Annotated in this window: 19 protein-coding genes; 10 read left to right on the top strand and 9 right to left on the bottom strand. The window is 60.6% G+C overall.

All coding sequences use genetic code 11. The annotated features are described in order from the left end of the window. Positions 1–138 precede the first annotated feature (138 nt). From D109_RS0125570 to pdeM, 9 genes are all read left to right on the top strand, one after another. Entirely contained in the window at positions 139–1,143 is a 1,005-nt protein-coding gene (locus D109_RS0125570) for a ligase-associated DNA damage response exonuclease (RefSeq protein WP_017479391.1), read from the top strand. Continuing rightward, entirely contained in the window at positions 1,140–2,774 is a 1,635-nt protein-coding gene (locus D109_RS0125575) for an ATP-dependent DNA ligase (RefSeq protein WP_017479392.1), read from the top strand. Before D109_RS0125570 ends, D109_RS0125575 begins: the two co-directional genes overlap by 4 nt. 329 nt (positions 2,775–3,103) lie before the next feature. After that, the gene (locus tag D109_RS0125580) at positions 3,104–3,883 is read left to right on the top strand and encodes a transporter substrate-binding domain-containing protein (RefSeq protein WP_003213667.1); all 780 of its coding nucleotides are present in this window, start codon (positions 3,104–3,106) and stop codon (positions 3,881–3,883) included. 57 nt (positions 3,884–3,940) lie between these two features. Then, positions 3,941–4,669, top strand: coding sequence for an ABC transporter permease (locus D109_RS0125585; protein WP_017479393.1), 729 nt, complete (start codon positions 3,941–3,943; stop codon positions 4,667–4,669). Next, positions 4,666–5,376 (top strand): ABC transporter permease, encoded by a 711-nt coding sequence (locus D109_RS0125590; protein ID WP_003209532.1) that lies wholly within the window; start codon positions 4,666–4,668, stop codon positions 5,374–5,376. Before D109_RS0125585 ends, D109_RS0125590 begins: the two co-directional genes overlap by 4 nt. A 9-nt stretch (positions 5,377–5,385) precedes the next feature. After that, positions 5,386–6,504, top strand: coding sequence for a succinylglutamate desuccinylase/aspartoacylase family protein (locus tag D109_RS0125595; protein ID WP_017479394.1), 1,119 nt, complete (start codon positions 5,386–5,388; stop codon positions 6,502–6,504). 13 nt (positions 6,505–6,517) lie between these two features. Continuing rightward, entirely contained in the window at positions 6,518–7,282 is a 765-nt protein-coding gene (locus D109_RS0125600; protein ID WP_017479395.1) for an ABC transporter ATP-binding protein, read from the top strand. Between the two features lie 917 nt (positions 7,283–8,199). Next, a complete protein-coding gene (locus D109_RS0125605; protein ID WP_017479396.1) occupies positions 8,200–10,677 on the top strand; it encodes a ligase-associated DNA damage response DEXH box helicase in 2,478 nt (825 codons plus the stop codon). Continuing rightward, positions 10,677–11,336, top strand: coding sequence for a ligase-associated DNA damage response endonuclease PdeM (gene pdeM, locus D109_RS0125610; protein ID WP_017479397.1), 660 nt, complete (start codon positions 10,677–10,679; stop codon positions 11,334–11,336). The genes D109_RS0125605 and pdeM overlap by 1 nt, the downstream gene beginning before the upstream one ends. Before the next feature lie 31 nt (positions 11,337–11,367). Here the strand turns inward: pdeM and D109_RS0125615 are convergent, their stop codons facing one another. Continuing rightward, the gene (locus tag D109_RS0125615; RefSeq protein ID WP_003219272.1) at positions 11,368–11,571 is read right to left on the bottom strand and encodes a hypothetical protein; all 204 of its coding nucleotides are present in this window, start codon (positions 11,569–11,571) and stop codon (positions 11,368–11,370) included. Between the two features lie 107 nt (positions 11,572–11,678). Beyond that, positions 11,679–12,245, bottom strand: coding sequence for a dCTP deaminase (gene dcd, locus D109_RS0125620; protein ID WP_003219273.1), 567 nt, complete (start codon positions 12,243–12,245; stop codon positions 11,679–11,681). Between the two features lie 378 nt (positions 12,246–12,623). Between dcd and D109_RS0125625 the strand changes: the two genes are divergently transcribed. Further along, the gene (locus D109_RS0125625; protein ID WP_002554837.1) at positions 12,624–12,833 is read left to right on the top strand and encodes a cold-shock protein; all 210 of its coding nucleotides are present in this window, start codon (positions 12,624–12,626) and stop codon (positions 12,831–12,833) included. Between the two features lie 273 nt (positions 12,834–13,106). On the opposite strand, the gene rpoS is transcribed toward D109_RS0125625, so the two are convergent. From rpoS to fghA, 7 genes are all read right to left on the bottom strand, one after another. After that, positions 13,107–14,111, bottom strand: coding sequence for an RNA polymerase sigma factor RpoS (rpoS, locus tag D109_RS0125630; RefSeq protein ID WP_017479398.1), 1,005 nt, complete (start codon positions 14,109–14,111; stop codon positions 13,107–13,109). 108 nt (positions 14,112–14,219) lie between these two features. Then, positions 14,220–15,056 carry a peptidoglycan DD-metalloendopeptidase family protein gene (locus D109_RS0125635; protein ID WP_026078216.1) on the bottom strand — a complete coding sequence of 279 codons (837 nt, stop codon included), beginning with the start codon at positions 15,054–15,056 and terminating at the stop codon, positions 14,220–14,222. Positions 15,057–15,266: 210 nt separating this feature from the next. Next, positions 15,267–15,902 (bottom strand): protein-L-isoaspartate(D-aspartate) O-methyltransferase, encoded by a 636-nt coding sequence (locus D109_RS0125640; protein ID WP_010176736.1) that lies wholly within the window; start codon positions 15,900–15,902, stop codon positions 15,267–15,269. A 41-nt stretch (positions 15,903–15,943) separates the two neighbouring features. Then, entirely contained in the window at positions 15,944–16,693 is a 750-nt protein-coding gene (gene surE, locus D109_RS0125645) for a 5'/3'-nucleotidase SurE (protein ID WP_017479399.1), read from the bottom strand. Continuing rightward, positions 16,681–17,739 (bottom strand): tRNA pseudouridine(13) synthase TruD, encoded by a 1,059-nt coding sequence (truD, locus tag D109_RS0125650; RefSeq protein ID WP_017479400.1) that lies wholly within the window; start codon positions 17,737–17,739, stop codon positions 16,681–16,683. Before truD ends, surE begins: the two co-directional genes overlap by 13 nt. Beyond that, on the bottom strand, positions 17,736–18,209 hold the full coding sequence (ispF, locus tag D109_RS0125655) for a 2-C-methyl-D-erythritol 2,4-cyclodiphosphate synthase (RefSeq protein ID WP_010176739.1): 474 nt from the start codon (positions 18,207–18,209) through the stop codon (positions 17,736–17,738). Before ispF ends, truD begins: the two co-directional genes overlap by 4 nt. A gap of 54 nt (positions 18,210–18,263) precedes the next feature. After that, entirely contained in the window at positions 18,264–19,109 is an 846-nt protein-coding gene (fghA, locus tag D109_RS0125660) for an S-formylglutathione hydrolase (protein ID WP_017479401.1), read from the bottom strand. Positions 19,110–19,114 lie beyond the last annotated feature (5 nt).

Here is a 19,114-nt window from a genome sequence, read left to right on the forward strand (position 1 = left end):
GATCAGTCACCAGATCTTTTGACTGACACACCGCATTCGCGAGCAAGCCCGCTCCCACATTTGATTGCATGCATTCCGATAGAACTTCTCCACCCGCCCCCGCCTCATAATTAACAAGCCCACTTCCACGGCACGCCCATGGACCTTGTTATCGCCCGGCCCGAAGGCCTCTACTGCCCCGCCGGGGATTTCTACATCGACCCCTGGCGCCCGGTGGAACGCTCCGTCATTACCCATGCCCACGGCGACCACGCCCGCAACGGCAATCAACACTATCTGGCCGCCGCTCCCGGCGAAGGCATCCTGCGCTCGCGCCTGGGCCAGGACATCAACCTGCAAACCCTGGCCTACGGCGAAACCCTGCGCCACCACGGCGTCAACGTGAGTTTCCATCCCGCCGGCCATGTCCTCGGTTCGGCCCAGGTGCGCCTGGAATACCAGGGTGAAGTCTGGGTCGCCTCCGGTGACTATAAAGTCGAGCCCGACGGCACCTGCGCACCGTTCGAACCCGTGCGTTGCCATACCTTTATTACCGAATCGACCTTCGGCCTGCCGATCTACCGCTGGCAGCCCCAGGCGCAGATTTTTGCCGGGATCAACGACTGGTGGCAGGCGAATATCGCGGCCGGCAAGGCCAGCGTGCTGTTCTGTTATTCCTTCGGCAAGGCTCAGCGGATTCTCCACGGCATTGACGCCAGCATCGGCCCGATCCTCAGCCACGGCGCGGTCGAACCCCTGAACCGGGTGTACCGCGAAGCGGGCATCTATATCCCCGAAACCCTCTACGCCGGCGACTTCAAAAAGACCGACCCTTTGTTGCGCCAGGCCTTGATCATCGCCCCGCCCTCGGCCGGCGGCAGCACCTGGATACGCCGCTTCGGCGACTACAGCGACGCCTTCGCCAGCGGGTGGATGCGCCTGCGCGGCACTCGGCGGCGGCGCGGGGTGGATCGCGGCTTTGTGCTCTCGGACCACGCCGATTGGCCCGGGCTGTTGTGGGCCATCGAGCAAACCGGCGCCGAGCGGGTGATGGTCACCCACGGTTCTGTGGGCGTCTTGGTCCGGCACCTGCGGGAAAAGGGCCTCGACGCGCAAGGATTCACCACCGAATACGGCGATGACGAAGAGGAAGCCGCGTCATGAAAGCCTTCGCCGAGCTGTACGCCAACCTCGACGCAACCACTTCCAGCAATGCCAAGCTCGCCGCCTTGCAGGCCTATTTCCTGCAGGCGCCTGCGGAAGATGCTGCATGGGCGGTGTACTTTCTATCCGGCGGGCGGCCCCGGCAACTGGTGCCCACGCGGTTGCTGCGGGACATGGCCACAGAAGCCGCCGGCATTGAGCCGTGGTTGTTCGAAGAGAGTTATCAGTCGGTAGGCGACCTGGCAGAAACCATTTCCCTGCTGTTACCGGAATCGCCCCACACCTCGGACGACGGCTTGGCGGTGTGGCTGGAAGAAAAACTCCTGCCCCTGCGTGGCCTGCCGCCAGAAGAATTGGCCGAGCGCCTGCCCGCCCTGTGGACCCAACTGGATCAACCGAGCCTGATGCTGTGCATCAAGCTGATCACCGGCAGTTTCCGGGTGGGCGTGTCGAAGTTGCTCGTCACCCGCGCCCTTGCGGCCATGGCCGGTCTCGACAGCAAACGCGTGGCCCAGCGCCTGGTGGGTTATACCGACCTGTCCAACCGTCCGACCGCCGAAGGCTATTCGAAACTGATCGCTGCCGAATCGTCCGACGAGCATGCGCAACGTGGCGGGCAGCCTTATCCGTTTTTTCTCGCCCATGGCCTGGCCCAACCCGTGGAGCAATTCGAGGCCCTGCTCGGCTCTCCCGCGGACTGGCAAGTGGAATGGAAGTGGGACGGCATCCGCGCACAGTTAGTCAAGCGCGAAGGCCGACTGTGGATCTGGTCCCGGGGCGAAGAACTGGTCACCGAGCGCTTTCCGGAACTTCATGAGCTGGAAAACAGCCTGCCGGATGGCACGGTGATCGACGGCGAAATCGTGGTGTGGAAGGGCGCGGTGCAACCCTTCGCCCTGCTGCAACAGCGCATCGGCCGCAAAACCCTGAGCAAGAAGATCCTCGAAGACGCCCCCGTCGCAATGCTGGCCTACGACCTGCTGGAACACCACGGCGACGATTGGCGCAACCACACCCAGGCCGAGCGTCGGGCACAACTGGAACAGGTGATCAGCGACTGCGGCCAACCCACGTTGCGGGCATCGCCGTTGCTGACCGGCGACAGCTGGCAGGCCTTGGCGGAGCAACGTGAAGCTTCCCGCAGCCTGGGTGTGGAAGGGATGATGCTCAAGGCCCGGGATGGCCTCTACGGCGTGGGCCGCACCAAGGACATGGGCGTGTGGTGGAAGTGGAAAGTCGACCCGTTCAGTGTCGATGCCGTGCTGATCTATGCCCAGCGCGGCCATGGCCGGCGCGCCAGCCTGTACAGCGACTACACCTTCGCCGTATGGGACGGACCGCCCGGCAGCGAACGCACGCTGGTGCCGTTCGCCAAGGCGTATTCGGGGCTGACCGATGAAGAAATGCGCAAGGTCGACGCCATCGTGCGCAAGACCACCGTGGAGAAGTTCGGCCCGGTCAGCAGCGTCACGCCGAGCATGGTGTTTGAACTGGGTTTTGAAGGGATTGCCCTGTCCAAGCGGCATAAGAGCGGAATTGCCGTGCGTTTTCCGCGGATGTTGCGCTGGCGCCAGGATAAATCCGTCGAGGAAGCCGACAACCTGGCGACCCTGCAGGATTTACTGGCCTGACACATCTCTCACGAACGCCACCGATCAATGTGGGAGCGGGCTTGCTCGCGAAGGCGGTGGATCAGTCACCAGATGTATTGACTGACCCACCGCCTTCGCGAGCAAGCCCGCTCCCACATTTGAAAACCTCACACGCCCCAAAATAATGCATAGATTTATCAGTGCCCATTTTCGGGCATTTCCTACCCACACAACTCCTTAATCTCACCTTTTAAAACGACCATTCGGAACTATGGTGCAGAAATTGCTACTTGAGTCCGGTCTGATACCGTTCAGTAACAGTCCTAACCGCGCCACAAGCGCTTATCTTGGTTTCCAGGGATTACATAATGAAAAAAGCATTGCTGACCCTTTCTGCACTGGCTCTGTGCATGGCCGCCGGTTCCGCGCTGGCCAAGGAATACAAGGAATTGCGTTTTGGTGTCGATCCGTCCTACGCGCCGTTTGAGTCAAAAGCCGCCGATGGCAGCCTGGTGGGCTTCGATATCGACCTGGGCAATGCCATCTGTGCCGAGCTGAAGGTCAAGTGCAAGTGGGTCGAAAGTGATTTCGACGGCATGATTCCAGGCCTCAACGCCAACAAGTTTGATGGCGTGATTTCCTCGATGACCGTGACCGAAGCCCGTGAAAAGGCGATCGACTTCTCCAACGAGCTGTTCTCCGGCCCGACTTCCCTGGTGTTCAAAAAGGGCGCGAACTACTCCACGCCTGAGTCGCTCAAGGGCAAAAGTGTTGGCTACGAGCAAGGCACCATCCAGGAAGCCTACGCCAAGGCCGTACTGGACAAGGCCGGTGTGACCACCAAGGCCTACGCCAACCAGGACCAGGTGTACGCCGACCTGACATCCGGTCGCCTGGACGCTTCCGTACAAGACATGCTGCAAGCCGAACTGGGCTTTTTGAAGTCGCCAGCCGGTGCTGACTACGAAGTCAGCAAGGCCATCGACGATCCACTGCTGCCGTCCAAAACTGCGGTCGGTATCAAAAAAGGTAACAAAGACCTCAAGGCCTTGTTGGATAAAGGTATCAAAGCGTTACACGATGATGGCACCTACGCCACCATCCAGAAGAAACACTTTGGCGATCTGAACCTGTACAGCGGCAAATAATGCCTGGGGCGCCCTTCCTCTGGAGGGGCGCTTTTTTATCGCCATAGGTCCTGATTTATGTTCGAAGATCTTTTGCAAACCCTGGGGCTCAGTGCCTTTAGCTTGAAGGGTTTCGGCCCGCTGTTGCTGCAAGGCACCTGGATGACCGTCAAGTTGTCAGTGTTTTCCCTGGCCGTCAGCGTGCTGCTGGGCTTGCTCGGCGCCACTGCCAAACTGTCCAGCCTGCCGTTCCTGCGGATTCCCGCACAGATCTACACCACCTTGATTCGCGGCGTGCCCGACCTGGTGCTGATGCTCCTGATTTTCTACAGCCTGCAAATCTGGCTGACCGGCTTTACCGACTTTATGGAATGGGACTACATCGAGATCGACCCATTCAGCGCCGGGGTGATCACCCTGGGCTTTATCTACGGTGCGTATTTCACCGAGACCTTTCGCGGCGCGATCCTCGCCGTGCCCCGTGGCCAATTGGAGGCTGCCACGGCCTACGGGCTCACGCGCGGGCAGCGGTTTCGCTTCGTGACCTTCCCGCAGATGATGCGCTTCGCCCTGCCGGGCATCGGCAATAACTGGATGGTGATGCTCAAGGCCACGGCACTGGTGTCGATCATCGGCCTGGCCGACCTGGTCAAGGCCGCTCAGGATGCGGGCAAGAGCACCTATCAGTTGTTCTATTTCCTGGTGATCGCCGCGTTTATCTACCTGTTGATCACCAGCGCGTCCAACTTCGTCCTGCGCCGCCTCGAACGGCGCTACTCCGCAGGCTCCCGGGAGGCAGTGCGATGATCGAACTGATCCAGCAATACTGGCGCCCCTTCCTTTATAGCGACGGCCAGCACATCACCGGCCTGGCCATGACCATGTGGCTGCTCAGCGCCTCGATCTTCATCGGCTTCCTGGTCTCGATCCCACTGTCCATTGCCCGGGTGTCGCGCAACCGCTGGGTACGCTGGCCGGTGCAGTTCTACACCTACCTGTTTCGCGGCACGCCGCTGTATATCCAGCTGCTGATTTGCTACACCGGGATCTACAGCATCGCGGCGGTTCGCGCGCAGCCGGTACTGGATGCGTTCTTTCGCGATGCGATGAACTGCACCATCCTCGCCTTCGCCCTCAACACCTGCGCCTACACCACGGAGATTTTTGCCGGAGCGATCCGCAGCATGGCCCACGGCGAAGTCGAAGCGGCGAAAGCCTATGGCCTGAGCGGCTGGAAGCTGTATGCCTACGTGATCATGCCGTCGGCCCTGCGCCGCTCGCTGCCGTACTACAGTAATGAAGTGATCCTGATGCTGCACTCGACGACGGTGGCCTTCACCGCGACGATCCCGGATATCCTGAAAGTCGCCCGGGACGCCAACTCGGCCACCTACATGACCTTTCAATCATTCGGTATCGCTGCGCTGATCTACCTGACCGTGACCTTTGCCCTGGTCGGTCTGTTTCGTCTGGCGGAGCGTCGCTGGCTGGCCTTTCTCGGCCCCAGCCACTAAGGAGCCTTCATGCGTCATCAGATTCATCCACTCGTGGCGCCGGTGCCAGGCACGGCGCGGCAGATCCACAGCTTCCACTTCGGACCCGAACACGCGCAAGGCAAGATCTACATCCAGTCGTCGCTGCACGCTGACGAGTTGCCGGGCATGTTGGTGGCCTGGCATCTCAAGGCGCGTCTGGCACAACTGAACGCGGCTGGCCGCCTGCGCAGCGAGATCGTACTGGTGCCCATCGCCAACCCCACCGGCCTGGAACAGGTGTTGATGGACATCCCCCTGGGCCGCTATGAGCTGGAAAGCGGGCAGAATTTCAATCGCCTGTTTGTCGACCTGAGCGACGAAGTCGGCAATCAGGTCGAAGAACTGCTGGGGGATGATCCACAGCACAACGTCGAACTGATTCGCGACGCACTCACCATGGCGCTTGCGGCGCAGACACCCGCCACGCAGCTGGAATCCCAGCGCCTGGTGCTGCAACGCCTGGCGTGCGATGCCGACATGGTGCTGGATCTGCACTGCGACTTCGAAGCCGTGGCGCACCTGTACACCACCCCCGAAGCGTGGCCCCGGGTAGAGCCGTTGGCGCGCTATATCGGTTCGGAGGCCAGCCTGTTGGCTACCGACTCCGGAGGGCAGTCGTTCGATGAATGCTTCACCCTGGTCTGGTGGCAACTGCAGCAACGGTTTGGCGAGCGCTTCCCGATCCCGATGGGCAGCTTTTCCGTGACCGTCGAACTGCGCGGCCAGGGCGACGTCAACCACGGCCTGGCCAGCCTCGACTGCCAGGCGATCATCGATTACCTGATTCACTTCGGCGCGATCAGCGGCGACCCTGCACCTTTGCCGGACTTGCCCTACCCCGCCACACCGCTGGCGGGCGTTGAACCGGTGGCTACACCGGTGGGTGGCTTGCTGGTATTCAGTGTGCTGCCCGGCGAATACCTGGAAGCCGGGCAACTGATCGCCGAAATCATCGACCCCATTTCTGACCGCGTAACGCCGGTGCATTGCCGCCATGCCGGGCTGCTTTACGCTCGTTCGCTGCGACGCATGGCCACTGCCGGGATGGTCATTGCCCATGTCGCCGGCACTGAAGCCTATCGCAGCGGCTATCTACTTTCGCCTTGAGGATGCACGCCCCATGTACAAATTGACCGTTGAAGGCCTGCATAAAAGCTATGGCGACAATGAGGTGCTCAGAGGTGTCTCGCTCAAGGCCAAGACCGGTGATGTGATCAGTTTGATCGGCGCCAGTGGCTCGGGTAAAAGCACCTTTTTGCGCTGCATCAACTTTCTTGAACAGCCCAATGACGGCGCCATGACCCTGGATGGGCAGCAGATTCGGATGGTCAGCGACCGCCATGGGATGCGCGTGGCGGATGATGCGGAGTTGCAGCGCCTGCGTACGCGGTTGGCGATGGTGTTTCAGCATTTCAACCTGTGGAGCCATATGAGTGTGCTGGAGAACATCACCATGGCGCCGCGCCGGGTGCTGGGTTGCAGCAAGAAAGACGCCGAGGACCGGGCTCGCCGGTATCTGGACAAGGTTGGGCTGCCGGCGCGGGTGGCGGATCAATATCCGGCGTTTTTGTCGGGTGGCCAGCAGCAACGGGTGGCGATTGCCCGGGCGTTGGCGATGGAGCCGGAGGTGATGCTGTTTGATGAGCCGACTTCGGCGTTGGATCCGGAGTTGGTGGGTGAGGTGTTGAAGGTGATCCAGGGGTTGGCTGAGGAAGGCCGGACGATGATCATGGTGACCCATGAGATGAGCTTTGCCCGCAAGGTGTCGAGCCAGGTGCTGTTTTTGCACAAGGGGTTGGTAGAGGAACAGGGGGCGCCGGAGGATGTGCTGGGTAATCCGAAGAGCGAGCGGTTGCAGCAGTTTTTGAGTGGGAATTTGAAGTAGCCGGTCGGGGTGGGGTGGGGTGGGGTGTATATCCGTTATTTAGGTAACGGCCACTTATGGTTCCGCTCTTACAGCGGGTCACTTTTGGCAAACGCCCCAAAAGTAACCAAAAGGTCTTTGCCCCACCACTCGGTGCCTCGCCTAGGCTCGGCATGCCCGCACTCCGGCCCGGTTCCGCGGGCCGCCGCGACGGGCCATCCATGGCCCGACGCGGCTAAACCGGCGTCCTGCCGATTTACCCGCTCCACCGTGCCTACTTGCGGCCATCGTGGTTAACGGGCCCGCAGATCAAAATCAAAAGCAAGAGCACAGCGGCCTACCGGCCGGCTTGAGTGTTAAAAGCAGGGGCAAGATCCAGAGCGAAAACCGATCTGCTTTTCTGTGGGAGCGGGCTTGCTCGCGAAAAACCTGAGAGCGCCGCGTTGAATCAGGATGCCCACGTCATCGTTAACGACCTTCGCGAGCAAGCCCGCTCCCACATTTTTTGGACCGTGCCCGCTTTAGCTTTTGATTTTGCTCTTCAACACTCAAGCCGGCCGGGAGGCCGCTGTGCTCTTGCTGTTGATCTTGATCTTGATCTTAGGCGCCCCGTTAAACCACGCTGGCCGAACGCAGGCTTTGGAGCGTGGGTAACCCGGCAGGACGCCGGGTTAGCCGCGCTGGGCCAAGGATGGCCCATCGCGGCGGCCCACGGTCCAAAGCCGGAGTGAGGGCACTCCGAGCCTAGGCGAGGAGCCGAGTGGTGGGGCAAGAGCGTTTTGCTTACTTTTACGCTCTTCAAAAGTGAGCCGCTGTAAGAGCGGAACCATAAGTGGCCGTTACCTAAATAACGGATATACACCCGAAAACCCAGCAATCGCAGTTAAACCTTTCCCCCACCCCACAGGTCTCTGAATTACACCCCCAGAGCCCAAAGCATGGCCAAATCCCGCAATTTCGCCAAAGATTGGTTCACCGCCAAAAACTGGAACCCATTCGCCTTCCAGAAACAGGTATGGAAGGCCGTGAAGGAAGGCCAATCAGGACTGCTCCACGCCAGCACCGGCGCCGGCAAAACCTACGCCCTGTGGTTCGCCGCCCTCAACCGCTTCGCCATCACCAAAGACACTCTCCGCAAACGCAAGGCCCCAGCCGAACCGCTGACAGTCCTGTGGATCACCCCAATGCGCGCCCTGGCCGCCGACACCGCCCGCGCCCTTGAAGCCCCGCTGGAATCCCTGAACATCCCCTGGACCATCGGCCTGCGCACCGGCGACACCAGCAGCAGCGAGCGCGCCCGCCAGAGCCGCCGCCTGCCCACCACCCTGATCACCACCCCGGAAAGCCTCACGCTGATGCTGGCTCGCGCCGACAGCCAGACCAGCCTGTCACACCTGCGCATGGTGGTAGTGGACGAATGGCACGAACTGATCGGCAACAAACGCGGCGTGCAACTGCAACTGGCCCTCGCCCGCCTGCGGCAATGGCATCCAGAGCTGATTGTGTGGGGCATTTCCGCGACCCTGGGTAATCAGGCCCACGCACTGGAGGTGTTGATCCCACAAGGCGGCGGGATCAACGTCCAAGGCCAAACCCCCAAACAGTTGCAAGTGGACACCCTGTTGCCACCGGTTATCGAGCGCTTTCCATGGGCCGGCCATATCGGTCTGAAAATGCTCCCGCAGGTGGTGGCCGAAGTCGATGCCAGCAGCAGTTGCCTGGTGTTTACCAACACGCGAGCGCAATCGGAAATCTGGTACCAGGCCCTGCTCGACGCTCGCCCCGAATGGGCCGGAGTGATTGCCCTGCACCACGGTTCGCTGTCCAGGGAAACCCGGGACTGGGTGGAGCGAGCCCTGAAGGAGGGGCAACTGAAGGCCGTGGTGTGTACGTCGAGCCTGGACCTGGGGGTGGATTTCCTGCCGGTGGAACGGGTGCTGCAGATTGGCTCGGCCAAGGGCGTGGCGCGGCTGATGCAGCGCGCCGGGCGCTCCGGTCATGCGCCGGGCAGGCCGTCGCGGGTCACGCTGGTGCCTACCCACAGCCTGGAGCTGGTGGAGGCCGCCGCCGCGCAGGACGCTATCGCTGAACGACGTATCGAAGCCCGCCAGTCGCCCCACAAGCCTTTGGATGTGCTGGTGCAACATCTGGTGAGCATGGCGCTGGGCGGCGGTTTTGTGCCGGATGAGCTGCTGGCGGAGGTGCGTACCGCATGGGCCTATCGTGACTTGAGCGAAGCAGATTGGACATGGGCCCTGGGTTTCGTGCGCCATGGCGGGCTGTCGCTGACGGCCTACCCGGATTATCGGCGGGTCGAACCGGACGAACACGGCATCTGGCGCGTCCCCGACGCACGACTGGCGCGGCGCCATCGCATGAGCGTGGGCACCATCGTCAGCGACGCCAGCATCCAGCTGAAATTCTGGAGCAAAGGCGGCGGTGGCAAGACCCTGGGCAGTGTCGAGGAAGGCTTTATTGCACGGCTGAAGCCGGGAGATGGTTTCTTGTTCGCCGGGCGCTTGCTGGAGTTGGTGCGAGTAGAAAACATGACCGCATACGTGCGGCGCAGTACCGCGAAAAAGGCTGCCGTGCCGCGCTGGAACGGCGGGCGCATGCCGCTTTCCAACGAGCTGGCCCAGGCAGTGGTCGAGCGCTTTGATGCGGCCGCCCACGGGCAATTCCTCGGCCCGGAGATGCAGGCGGTGCAATCGTTGCTGGACACCCAGTTGCGCTGGTCCGGGCTGCCAACCCGCGAGCATTTGCTGGCCGAGGCCCTCAAGTCCCGGGAAGGCTGGCATCTGTTCCTGTATCCGTTCGCCGGGCGCCAGGTGCATCTGGGGCTGGCGAGCCTGCTGGCCTGGCGCGTCAGTCGGCAGCAGGCGGTGACGTTCTCGATTGCGGTCAATGACTACGGGCTGGAACTGCTGAGCGCGACCGAGGTGGACTGGCCTGAGTTACTGAGCGGGGAGTTGCTGAGTGCGGATGATCTGCTGGATGACGTGGTAGCGAGCCTGAATGCCGGTGAGCTGGCCCTGCGGCGCTTTCGCGAGATTGCGCGGATCGCCGGGCTGGTGTTTGCCGGCTACCCCGGTGCGCCGAAAAGTACGCGCCAGGTTCAGGCGTCCAGCGGTTTGTTCTTTGAAGTGTTCAAGCAATATGACCCGCAGAACCTGTTGCTGACCCAGGCCGGAGAAGAAGTCCTGCGGGAAGAGCTGGATATTCGTCGGCTGGAAGAGACGTTGCGCCACTTGTCGGGGTTGAAATTGGACCTGCATCGGATAAAACGGCCTACGCCGCTGGCGTTCCCTTTACTGGTGGAACGTTTTCGGGAGAGCCTGAGCTCGGAAAAACTATCGGAGCGGATTGCGCGGATGGTCAAGGATCTGGAAAAAGTCGCCGATAACGGGAAACCCTGATGCCCGCTCATTACCCGATACACCTGGCGGAAGAAGCGCTGTGGTTGCTGGCGGACAAGGCTGTGTATTGGCCCGCGAGAAAGTGCCTGCTGATCGCCGACGCGCATTTTGGCAAGGCGTCGGCCTATCGCAGCCTGGGCCAGCCAGTGCCCCGGGGCACGACGACAGACAACCTGCAGCGCCTGGACCGGCTGTTGGCGGCTTTCCCTGGCGCGCAGGTGATCTTTCTCGGCGACTTTCTCCACGGGCCCGGCTCTCACGCCAGCGGCACCCTGAACGCCCTGAGAGCCTGGCGTGAGCGTCATGCAGGCGTGGGGCTCACGCTGATTCGCGGCAACCACGACAAACGCGCTGGCGACCCGCCTGGTGATCTGAACATTGAGGTGGTGACCGAACCCCTGCTGATGGGCCCGTTTGCGTTGCAGCACGAGCCCGACGCCCACGCCAGCCACCATGTGCTGGCCGGGCACGTGCACCCGGTATATCGCCTGCGGGGCAAGGGCCGGCAAAGTTTGCGCCTGCCATGCTTCCTGCTCGGCAACCAGGTCAGCCTGTTGCCGGCGTTTGGCGCATTTACCGGGGGTTATTCAGTGACGCAGCAGGAAGAAGGCAGCCGGATCTTCGTGATCGGGGACCATGAAGTATGGCCAGTGCGCTGAGCAACTGACCATTGGCGACACGTCCAGGAAATCAAGCCACAGGGGCGGGAGGCGGTTCGTCAGGGAGCGTGGGTTCGCCAGGCTCTTCAGGCTGGTTGGGCCAGGGATCATCCGGGCCGGGCTGGCCGGGAATGCCGCCTGCGGCGGGATCGGCCATCAAGGACCAGGCCATCACACCAATCTGATTGGGTTCAAGCCGGGCGAGTTCGGCGCTGATTCGCGGATCGAGCTTCATAGGGGACTCCTCAAGCGTGGCCCGGCGCGTTGTGCACGCGTCGGGGCAGTACACCCAATAGAGTGCATGCCCGCTGACAAATTCCCTTAGCCTGTAAGACGATTCGATCAGGTGCGTGGGAGAGTAACGCCGCGCTGGCCCTGATACTTGCCGCCACGGTCCTTGTAGGACACTTCGCACTCTTCGTCGGATTCGAAGAACAGCATCTGTGCCACGCCTTCGTTGGCGTAGATTTTTGCGGGCAACGTGGTGGTGTTGGAGAACTCCAGGGTGACGTGCCCTTCCCATTCAGGCTCCAGCGGCGTCACGTTGACGATGATGCCGCAGCGCGCGTAGGTGCTCTTGCCCAGGCAGATGGTCAGGACGTTGCGCGGGATACGGAAGAATTCGACGGTGCGCGCCAGGGCGAAGGAGTTTGGCGGGATGATGCAGACGTCGCTCTTGACGTCGACGAAGCTTTTTTCGTCGAAGTTTTTCGGATCGACGGTTGCCGAGTTGATGTTGGTGAACACCTTGAACTCATCGGCACAGCGTACATCGTAGCCGTAGCTGGAAACCCCGAACGAAATCAGCCGCTCAGCGCCTTCGCCGCGCATCTGGCGCTCCACGAACGGCTCGATCATGCCGTGCTCTTGCGCCATGCGGCGAATCCACTTGTCCGATTTGATGCTCATGGCGGGTGTCCTGAATAGCGAGGTGAAAAAATTCTGTTGGGCATCTTACCGGGGCTGGCCCCGTGGTTCAAAGGGGCGGCTGTTTTTCTTGGTGCGGCGCAGCCCCTGCTGGGCGGGACGCACCTTCAATGGCGGGGTATTGGTGCGGTATCAGGCTGCCGCCAGTCACGAAAATAGAGAAACCTTCGGAAATACCATTGGCACGTTCCGGAAAAAGGGTTAAGGTGGCGCCACTGTGCTGCTTGTGTCACTGAGAATCTCTACACGATATGTTGAATTTCGATCCAACCATCTCCAAGAATTTTTCCTGCTCTTTGCACTCAGTCTCGGCCAGGGCTTTTCCTGAGTCGCAGTTAACTTTGTCCAAGGAGATACACCATGTCTAATCGCCAAACTGGTACCGTTAAGTGGTTCAACGATGAAAAAGGCTTCGGCTTCATCACTCCACAATCCGGTGACGACTTGTTCGTTCACTTCAAAGCTATCCAATCCGACGGCTTCAAAAGCCTGAAAGAAGGCCAACAGGTTTCTTTCATCGCTACCCGCGGTCAGAAAGGCATGCAAGCTGAAGAAGTTCAAGTTATCTAACTTGTACTGATTTAGTCGAAAAGCCCCGCCCTCAAAAGCGGGGCTTTTTTGTGCCCGCTCGTTACTACGCTCTGCGCGGAAATGCCTCTTGTGACGCTCTGCGTCACGCCTTGGGACGCGGAGCGTCCTGGGCTGCGTTCCCACGCAGAGCGTGGGAACGAGCAATCACACGATGTAATTCCATGCACAAAAAAATGTGGGAGCCCGCCTATGTGGGAGCCGGGCTTGCCCGGCTCCCACATAGGCGGGCTCCCACATTTCGTCCTGCGTCGTTTACTGGAACAACGACTCACTCGACAAGCCATTCTTCTCCAGGATCTCGCGCAAGCGCTTGAGGCCCTCTACCTGGATCTGCCGCACCCGCTCACGGGTCAAGCCAATCTCCAGGCCAACATCCTCCAGGGTGCTGCTTTCGTGGCCGCGCAGCCCGAAGCGGCGAATCACCACCTCACGCTGTTTGTCCGTCAGCTCCGAAAGCCACTGGTCGATGCTTTGCGACAAATCATCGTCCTGCAGCAACTCACAAGGGTCCGTAGGACGATCATCAGTCAGGGTGTCCAGCAGGGTTTTATCCGAATCCGGACCCAGCGAGACATCGACTGAAGACACCCGCTCATTGAGACCGAGCATGCGCTTGACCTCTCCCACCGGTTTTTCCAGCAGGTTGGCGATTTCTTCAGGCGAAGGTTCATGATCGAGTTTTTGTGTCAGCTCACGCGCCGCCCGCAGGTAGACGTTGAGCTCCTTGACCACATGGATCGGCAACCGGATCGTGCGGGTCTGGTTCATGATCGCCCGTTCGATGGTCTGACGAATCCACCAGGTGGCATAGGTTGAAAAGCGGAAACCCCGCTCAGGATCAAACTTTTCCACAGCCCGGATCAGGCCGAGATTGCCCTCCTCGATCAAGTCCAACAGGGACAGCCCACGATTGACGTAGCGTCGGGCGATTTTCACCACCAGCCGCAGGTTGCTTTCAATCATGCGCTTGCGCCCGGCCGGATCGCCTTTTTGCGACAAGCGCGCAAAAAAGACTTCTTCTTCGGGAGTGAGCAGAGGGGAAAAGCCGATTTCATTGAGGTACAGCTGGGTCGCATCGAGCGCCCGCGTGTAGTCAATGTATTTGTGTTGCTTTAACGCAGCGGAGTTCTTGGATTTGGTGCGAACTGAAGGTACAGCAGGTCCCTCATTCGACATCGAATCCGTATCGATGACAGTCTCCATAAGGAGAACCTCATCGCCGATGTCAAACTCCGGCGCTTCTTTACTGAGAGCCATTGTTTTATAGTCCTTTGGTGAGTTCGACCTCAAGCTCAAGCGACGCCTTTATCCTTGGCAGCGCTGGAGCCTGTTCCTTCTACGTGAGGGAACAGGCTGTGCAACATATCAACGACGGGGAAGGAATTGCAGCGGATCAACAGGTTTCCCTTGGCGGCGAATCTCAAAGTGCAGTTTCACCCGGTCTGTACCAGTTGACCCCATTTCGGCAATTGTCTGTCCGACTTTGACCTGCTGCCCCTCCCGAACCAACAGCCTGCGGTTATGACCGTAGGCACTGACGTAGGTATCGCTGTGTTTGATGATGACCAGCTCGCCGTAGCCCCGTAAACCACTCCCGGCGTACACCACTGTCCCATCAGACGCAGCTAAAACAGGCTGTCCCAAATCTCCGGCGATATCAATGCCTTTATTCAAACTACCGTTTGAAGAGAATTTTCCAATAAGAATGCCATTTGAGGGCCATCCCCAACCGGTAGGAGCAGGCCCTGCAGGCGGCATCGGCGCAGGTGCTGGTTTGCTCGCAACGCTAGGCGCGGCGCTGCCTGCAGGCCGGGTGATGATTGTGGTTTTGCTCGAAGACGACGGCGAAGAAGCCGTGTTTGTGACGACGGCGGTCGGTGTTGAACCGGTACGGCCATCGAAACGAATGGTCTGACCTGGATGTATCGTATATGGCACAGGAATGTTGTTACGGGCGGCCAGCGCCTTGTAATCCCACCCATAACGGAAGGCAATCGAGAACATCGTATCGCCCTTGCGCACGACATATTGCCCGGTGGTAACCGTAGGCTTTTGCGGCACCGCATTATTGCGGTCGACCACCCGGGCACCACCGGATGGCGTGCTTGAGCAAGCCGCCAGCAAGGAACTCAAGACAAGGCCAATCACCAGTCGCTGAAAGCTTGTTTGACTCATACGCTGTGCAATGACCGTGAGACTCACCCGCCGCTCCCTTTGTGGTGGCTGACTATGAACGCCTGTATCAGGCTTGAAATATGACGCAAGTATAACTGGCCATTGGGTTTTTACTGGAAACACGATTCTAAAGAAATTTTCATCATGTTTAATTCCCACGGCGGATCATGTTGACTCAATAGACCCCGCTGTAAGACACATACCCAGCAATAGAATTCAGTACGCAGGAATAATTGATCAGGCCAGCGGACCGTTAAGCAGCGGGACAAAACGCACCGCCCCGAGCACATGCCGGGAAAAGCCTTCTTCCTCGCGAATGATCAACATTAATTGTTGCACTTCGCCGGAGCCCACCGGGATCACCAGGCGGCCGCCGGGAGCCAGCTGATCGAGCAAGGCCTGGGGCACGTCGGTGGCCACGGCGGTGACGATAATGCCGTTATACGGCGCCAGCGCCGGCCAGCCTTCCCAACCGTCGCCCCAACGAAACACCACGTTGCGCAGGTTCAGCTCCACCAGGCGCTCCTTGGCCCGGTCCTGCAACACCTTGATGCGCTCGACCGAAAACACCCGCTCAACCAGTTGCGACAACACGGCCGTCTGGTAGCCGGAGCCGGTGCCGATTTCCAGCACCTTGTCCAGGGGGCCCGCCGCCAGCAACAGCTCACTCATCCGCGCCACCATATAAGGCTGGGAAATGGTCTGGTTGTGGCCGATGGGCAGCGCGGTGTCTTCATAGGCACGATGCGCCAGGGCTTCATCGACAAACAGATGTCGCGGGGTACGCCGGATGACTTCCAGCACCTGGGCGTTGGACAGCCCTTCTTCATACAGGCGCTGGATCAATCGCTCGCGGGTGCGCTGGGAAGTCATCCCAATGCCCCGTCGCAACAGGTCGTCTTGTTCGCGCGCCATCAGAGCACTCCCTCCAGCCAGCCATCGAGGCTACTGAAGGCATCACTGAAGGTGCGATCAAGTTGCAACGGAGTAATCGAAATATAACCTTGCATCACCGCATGAAAGTCCGTGCCTTCGCCGCCGTCTTCGGCATCGCCGGCAGCGGCAATCCAGTAACCTTCCTTGCCACGCGGGTCCACCACCTTCAGCGGTGCCGCGGCGCGGGAGCGATGGCCAAGGCGGGTCAGCTTGAAGCCGCGAATATGCTCAAGAGGCAGGTTCGGAAAATTGACGTTCAGCACCGTACGCGGCGGCAAATCCAGGGTGTGATGGGCTTCCACCAGCTTGCGGGCGAAGTAGGCCGCCGTCTCCAGGTTGTCCAACTGACGCGACGCCAGCGAAAACGCGAACGAGGTCCGGCCCAGGAAACGCCCTTCAAGGGCCGCCGCCACCGTACCGGAATACAGCACGTCGTCGCCGAGGTTGGCGCCCAGGTTAATCCCGGAAACCACCAGGTCCGGCTCGCGGTCCAGCAGGCTGTTGATCGCCAGGTGCACGCAATCGGTCGGCGTGCCATTCACGCTGATAAAGCCGTTGGGCAACGTCTGTATGTGCAACGGACGGTCGAGCGTCAGCGAGCTGCTGGCGCCGCTTTTGTCCTGGTCCGGGGCAACCACCACGCACTCGGCATAATCCGCCAGCGCAGCATGAAGCGCGGCAAGGCCGGGTGCGGTGACCCCGTCGTCGTTAGATATCAGAATACGCATGGGCTGTCCGTCTGCCCCACCGGCACCAGATCTACAAGCTCGCGCACCAAGACAGTGGCGAAGCATCCGGCCGGCAGGACGAATTCCAATTGCAGAATGTCAGGTTCGGGATAATGCCACGTCAACCCGCCAATGGGCAGTCGAAGAATGCGACGTTCCTGGCTCATGCCGGCATTCACCAGCCAATCCCGCAGGTCGGCTTCACCCTCGGCGATCGCCTGTTCCAGAGCGAAAGTTGCCCCCGACGCCGGCGAATCACCTTCGCCCCACTGTGGGCCGGTGGGATGCAAGTCGAGAATCGCCAGGCGCGGGTCGCTGCATTCAGCCTCCCCCGCCGGAAAAAAACTGCGACTGTCGGTAAACGCCAGCAGATCGCCGACCTGGGCGCGCTGCCAGGAACCGTCGGCCACCCGTGCCGCCAGCACTTTATTGAACAGGAAGCTGCGGGCCGTGGAGAGCAGGCGCGAACGCACGTTGCGCTGCTCCGGCAAGGCCTTGCGCGCGGCCCAGTCGCGGGCATCGACGACGTTGCCGCCGTTATGGCCGAAACGCTGGGCGCCGAAATAGTTGGGAATGCCTTGCTTGGCGATCAGTTGCAGGCGTGCGTCGATGGCCGCGGCATCACCGGCAAACTGGGTCAGGCGCAAGGTAAAGCCATTGGCCGAATGCGCGCCGCGCTGCAGCTTGCGCTTGTGACGAGCGATCTTGAGGATCTTCAGGGTCTCGTTTTCCGCACCGCTGAGGTCCGGATCAGCCTTGCCCGGCAACTGCACGCTGAACCATTGGCGGGTCAACGCCTGGCGGTCCTTGAGCCCGGCGTAGCTGACGGTGCGCAACGGCACACCCGCCGCCTTGGCAATCCGCCGCGCCGCTTCTTCGGTATTCAGGCCGCGCTTTTCCACCCACAACCACAGGTGTTCACCCTCGCCGGTCAGCGGGATATCCAGCACTTCATCCACTTGGAAGTCTTCAGCGGTAGCCTTCAGAACAGCGCTGCCCAAGGCTTCGCCATAGGCACGCGGGCCCAGCAGTTGCAGATCATTCATGCGCGCAGCAACAAGGCAACGGAGTGCACGGCAATGCCCTCTTCGCGACCGGTAAACCCGAGCTTTTCGGTGGTGGTGGCCTTTACGTTCACTTGATCCAACTCAACTTGAAGATCCGCGGCAATCAGCGCGCGCATCGATTCGATATGCGGGGCCATCTTGGGCGCCTGGGCGACGATGGTGTTGTCGACGTTGCCGACCTTCCAGCCCTTGGCATGGATCAAGCCGACCACGTGACGCAACAGCACACGGCTGTCCGCACCCTTGAAGGTGGGGTCGGTGTCCGGAAAGTGCTTGCCGATGTCACCCAACGCGGCGGCGCCGAGCAAGGCATCGCTCAAGGCATGCAGCACCACGTCGCCGTCGGAATGAGCCAGCAACCCGTGGTGGTGCGCGATCCGCACGCCGCCCAGGGTGATGAAATCGCCTTCGGCGAAACGGTGCACATCATAGCCATGGCCAATACGCATAAAAAAACGCCCCGATTTAATTCAGGGCGTGATTCTACCTACTTTTGCCTCACATTAACCGAGCAAAGCGCTCGCGTGATGGCGTAAATGGTCTTCGATAAAGCTGGCAATAAAGAAGTAGCTGTGGTCATAGCCAGGTTGCAGGCGCAGCTCCAGCGGATGGTTCGCCGCCCTGGCTGCTTGCTGCAAGGCCTCAGGCTTGAGCTGCACCGCAAGAAAATCGTCGCGATCGCCCTGATCCACCAGCAGTGGCAGCTTTTCCGAGGCTTCGCTGATCAATACGCAGGCATCCCATTCGCGCCACTTCGAGCGCTCTTCCCCGAGGTAGCGGGAGAACGCCTTCTGGCCCCACGGGCAATCCATCGGATTGTTGATCGGCGAGAACGCCGACACCGACTGATAACGCCCCGGATTGCGCAAGGCACACACCAGTGCGCCGTGGCCGCCCATGGAGTGGCCGCTGATCCCGCGTTTGGCCGACGCCGGGAAATGCGCCTCGACCAATGCCGGCAATTCCTGCACCACGTAGTCATGCATCCGATAGTGCTGGGCCCAGGGTTCCTGGGTGGCGTTCAGGTAGAAGCCGGCGCCCAGGCCAAAGTCCCAGGCGTTGTCCGGATCACCCGGCACACCGGGACCGCGGGGGCTGGTGTCCGGCGCAACAATGATCAACCCCAGTTCGGCCGCCATGCGCTGGGCGCCGGCCTTCTGCATGAAGTTCTCATCGGTGCAGGTCAGCCCCGACAGCCAGTACAGCACCGGCAATTTGCCGCCCTGCTCCGCTTGCGGCGGCAGGTACACGGCGAAGGTCATGTCGCAACCCAGCACATCGGAATGGTGCTTGTAGCGTTTATGCCAGCCGCCGAAGCTTTTCTGGCACGACAGGTTTTCCAGACTCATGGCCG

It is taken from the genome of Pseudomonas sp. PAMC 26793 (assembly GCF_000313235.1).
In the GTDB taxonomy this organism is placed as follows: Bacteria; Pseudomonadota; Gammaproteobacteria; order Pseudomonadales; family Pseudomonadaceae; genus Aquipseudomonas; species Aquipseudomonas yamanorum.

What these genes read in the sequence shown, in the direction of transcription:
- D109_RS0125570 (WP_017479391.1), top strand. Translation starts at nt 139, where the DNA reads ATGGACCTTGTTATCGCCCGGCCCGAAGGCCTCTACTGCCCCGCCGGG.
- D109_RS0125575 (WP_017479392.1), top strand. Translation starts at nt 1,140, where the DNA reads ATGAAAGCCTTCGCCGAGCTGTACGCCAACCTCGACGCAACCACTTCC.
- D109_RS0125580 (WP_003213667.1), top strand. Translation starts at nt 3,104, where the DNA reads ATGAAAAAAGCATTGCTGACCCTTTCTGCACTGGCTCTGTGCATGGCC.
- D109_RS0125585 (WP_017479393.1), top strand. Translation starts at nt 3,941, where the DNA reads ATGTTCGAAGATCTTTTGCAAACCCTGGGGCTCAGTGCCTTTAGCTTG.
- D109_RS0125590 (WP_003209532.1), top strand. Translation starts at nt 4,666, where the DNA reads ATGATCGAACTGATCCAGCAATACTGGCGCCCCTTCCTTTATAGCGAC.
- D109_RS0125595 (WP_017479394.1), top strand. Translation starts at nt 5,386, where the DNA reads ATGCGTCATCAGATTCATCCACTCGTGGCGCCGGTGCCAGGCACGGCG.
- D109_RS0125600 (WP_017479395.1), top strand. Translation starts at nt 6,518, where the DNA reads ATGTACAAATTGACCGTTGAAGGCCTGCATAAAAGCTATGGCGACAAT.
- D109_RS0125605 (WP_017479396.1), top strand. Translation starts at nt 8,200, where the DNA reads ATGGCCAAATCCCGCAATTTCGCCAAAGATTGGTTCACCGCCAAAAAC.
- pdeM (WP_017479397.1), top strand. Translation starts at nt 10,677, where the DNA reads ATGCCCGCTCATTACCCGATACACCTGGCGGAAGAAGCGCTGTGGTTG.
- D109_RS0125615 (WP_003219272.1), bottom strand. Translation starts at nt 11,571, where the DNA reads ATGAAGCTCGATCCGCGAATCAGCGCCGAACTCGCCCGGCTTGAACCC.
- dcd (WP_003219273.1), bottom strand. Translation starts at nt 12,245, where the DNA reads ATGAGCATCAAATCGGACAAGTGGATTCGCCGCATGGCGCAAGAGCAC.
- D109_RS0125625 (WP_002554837.1), top strand. Translation starts at nt 12,624, where the DNA reads ATGTCTAATCGCCAAACTGGTACCGTTAAGTGGTTCAACGATGAAAAA.
- rpoS (WP_017479398.1), bottom strand. Translation starts at nt 14,111, where the DNA reads ATGGCTCTCAGTAAAGAAGCGCCGGAGTTTGACATCGGCGATGAGGTT.
- D109_RS0125640 (WP_010176736.1), bottom strand. Translation starts at nt 15,902, where the DNA reads ATGACTTCCCAGCGCACCCGCGAGCGATTGATCCAGCGCCTGTATGAA.
- surE (WP_017479399.1), bottom strand. Translation starts at nt 16,693, where the DNA reads ATGCGTATTCTGATATCTAACGACGACGGGGTCACCGCACCCGGCCTT.
- truD (WP_017479400.1), bottom strand. Translation starts at nt 17,739, where the DNA reads ATGAATGATCTGCAACTGCTGGGCCCGCGTGCCTATGGCGAAGCCTTG.
- ispF (WP_010176739.1), bottom strand. Translation starts at nt 18,209, where the DNA reads ATGCGTATTGGCCATGGCTATGATGTGCACCGTTTCGCCGAAGGCGAT.
- fghA (WP_017479401.1), bottom strand. Translation starts at nt 19,109, where the DNA reads ATGAGTCTGGAAAACCTGTCGTGCCAGAAAAGCTTCGGCGGCTGGCAT.